General features: G+C 53.2%; 3 protein-coding genes. All 3 read right to left on the bottom strand.

Features of this window, described 5'->3' with window-relative positions:
- Nucleotides 1-56: 56 nt before the first annotated feature.
- The gene (locus HMPREF2896_RS03825) at nt 57-1,247 is read right to left on the bottom strand and encodes an ABC transporter permease (RefSeq protein WP_070717871.1); all 1,191 of its coding nucleotides are present in this window, start codon (nt 1,245-1,247) and stop codon (nt 57-59) included.
- The gene (locus HMPREF2896_RS03820; protein ID WP_070510223.1) at nt 1,244-2,122 is read right to left on the bottom strand and encodes an ABC transporter ATP-binding protein; all 879 of its coding nucleotides are present in this window, start codon (nt 2,120-2,122) and stop codon (nt 1,244-1,246) included. Before HMPREF2896_RS03820 ends, HMPREF2896_RS03825 begins: the two co-directional genes overlap by 4 nt.
- Before the next feature lie 105 nt (nt 2,123-2,227).
- On the bottom strand, nt 2,228-2,680 hold a 453-nt coding region (locus HMPREF2896_RS03815; RefSeq protein WP_210388739.1), incomplete at its 5' end, for a hypothetical protein.

Here is a 2,680-nt window from a genome sequence, read left to right as displayed (position 1 = left end):
TATGGGGTACTGTTCATGTGCTTAGGACAAACGGATTTCAGCTGTTTGCGGCAGGGCTATTTACGGCGAGGCTTCAGCACCTGGAGCCATTTCAGTGGCGCGCCATTATACAAGATGGCAGTCGTATAGATGCGGGCAGAAGCCCGGATCACTATGAGAGTAAGGGCGAACATGAAAAGCATTGATAAACTAAATTGCAAGCTCGTCATGTTGCCTGCCGCATATTGCAATGGTGCGTGACCAATAGAAAAAGGCGGAATCCACGCTATGATCCGCATCCAGGTGCTATCAAGCTGGGTAAAGAAAACCGTGGGAGTGTAGAGGACCGCGAAAATAAGCAGCATGATGGGCGACTGAGTGGACTGAAGGTCTTCGGTACGCTGCACCATCGCTCCCGCTGCAGCATAAAGCGAGGAAAAGAACGTAATGCCCAATACGAAGGCAACCAACAGCGCAGGGGCGATACTCCAACTGAATTGGTTATCCCCCAAGATTCCCGAGACTTTAAGTGCGATGGCTCCGCAGCCAATGATGATTCCCATCGCTACAGTTCCAAACACGACATTTCCTAGAATCTTTCCGGACAGGAAGTCGGTCGGCTTCACAGAAGCTACGATGAGCTCAATGATTCTAGATGACTTTTCCTCCGTGACGCGTGAACCCACGCTATTCGCAAAGAGCGTGAGCGCCAGCATTAGGATGACGATACCGATGAGAGCTGCCCAGACATTCCACTGATTTCGGTTTGCCCTATCGTCGTTATCTGCTTCTAGATAGTGTTCTGTAACAGAGAGCATCGGAGCTGACGCGGCCAGCTGCGCAGGGCTAACGCCTACGGTTTCCAATGCTCGATACAAAGAAATCTGCTGCGAAACAGTTTGCGCTAGCGTCTCTAGTTCCGAGAAAGCAGTGCCCTTGTGTATAAAGTCAAGAGTATCGCTGTCCAAGGAAAAAGCAGCTGCCGCGTCACCGTCGGTGACCATCTGCCGGCCAGCCTCGGCGTTGGCGACTGAAATGGCTGTAAATCCAGTTCCCTCGAAGATGGTGGGGTCAATGTTGGACACGGCAACGGTCTTTTTAGCAGCTGCACCAGGCGAATTGAGCTGATGACTGCCAAACATGATTCCACCCACGAGTGCCACGAGAACCAGTACGAGGGTGAGCATAATCCCCTTGCTTCGTAGAGAATTCCGGATCTCTCGGCGAGCAACCGTGGCGATAATATGGGGCGAAGAATAGTTGGTCATGACACGTACTTCCTGAATAGATCTGCAAGGTCGGGCACGACCCGATAGAAACCAGTGACGACTCCCGCCGCCTGAGCAGCACAGAGCAGGGGCTGAACATGGTCTTCCCCAGGCAGCTCTAGGACCACGCCAGTACTGTCTTCCGACACCACGGAAACTCCCCCGGGATACCAACCACGAGCTAAAATGTCTACGCGGTAACGCAGCGGCCCTTGAGAACGCAAGCTGCTTACGGTGTCCTCAGCCACCAGCTTGCCCCCGGCCAAAATGCCAATGCTGTTGCAGATACGCTGCACCAAGTCCAGCTGATGCGAAGAAAAGAGAACGGGAACGCCGCGTTGGGCGTATTCGGCAAGGATATCACCCATGGCATTCACCGCCAGCGGGTCCAGCCCAGAGAAAGGCTCGTCGAGGATAAGTAGGTCGGGTGAATGCACCAAAGCCGCAGCCAGTTGCACTTTCTGTTGGTTACCCAAGGAAAGAGAATCGAGCTTGTCATGGGCGCGTTCTACCAGTCCTAGTCGCTCCAGCAGTTCAAACGCATTCGCACGCGATGTGGAAGCGCTTATCCCATGCAGCTGAGACAGGAACACCAGCTGGTCAATAATACTTTCCTTGCCATAGAGCCCGCGTTCTTCCGGCATGTAGCCGATGCGCTTACGCAGGTCTGCATCGATGGGCTTTCCGTCGAAGAGCGCTTCTCCGGACTCCGGCAGGAGCACACCGATGATGATACGCATCGTCGTAGATTTGCCCGCGCCGTTGGAACCGACGAAGCCGTAGATATCCCCCTCGTTAACATGCAGAGATAAATCGGAAAGAATCTTTTTATCACCGAAACTCTTGTGGAGACGTTCGACTGCCAGAGTAGAAATGGAACCTTCATCCTTTTCGTAATAGAAGTGGTAAGCGACGCTGGACACTAGGACAGGAGAGTATTAACAGACTCTCAAATACCGTTAAGCTAGGAATATCAATTCCTATGGCAATAGCGACAGTGCAAAAAAGAACAGCCACCACACGCCCAGCAGAACCAGAAGTACCAGCATCTCAAGCAGAATGGTAGGAGTGGGAGCGGCACTCCGATAACGCAAGGTATGTGCACCCGCAGGAACGATGTCCACGCGCCCACCCAGAAAGTATGCGGCCAAAGCCGTGAATAGTGCAGCCACCCCGAAAGCCGGCTGCTTACTAATGCCCGCCGCTGCCACTGCGGTGAACACCAGCGGGATACCCAGATGGAGGTAGGACACCGTTTCGCGGAAACCTACCTGAGCACGAATGAATGCGATCGGGACATCATCTTTCTCACGGTAAATAATTGGTGCAGCGAGACCGAATGAGATGCCAGCCAAGAACCATGCAACCAGTGGGAATAGCATACTCGACCCCCACGCCATGACTTGTCCTAAGCACATGAACAGTACCCCATA

Source organism: Corynebacterium sp. HMSC069E04 (assembly GCF_001813175.1).
Taxonomy (GTDB): domain Bacteria; phylum Actinomycetota; class Actinomycetes; order Mycobacteriales; family Mycobacteriaceae; genus Corynebacterium; species Corynebacterium aurimucosum.
This window is presented reverse-complemented; position numbering and strand designations above follow the sequence as displayed.

Coding starts and splice junctions, on each gene's coding strand:
- HMPREF2896_RS03825 (WP_070717871.1), bottom strand. CDS start 1,247: ATGACCAACTATTCTTCGCCCCATATTATCGCCACGGTTGCTCGCCGA.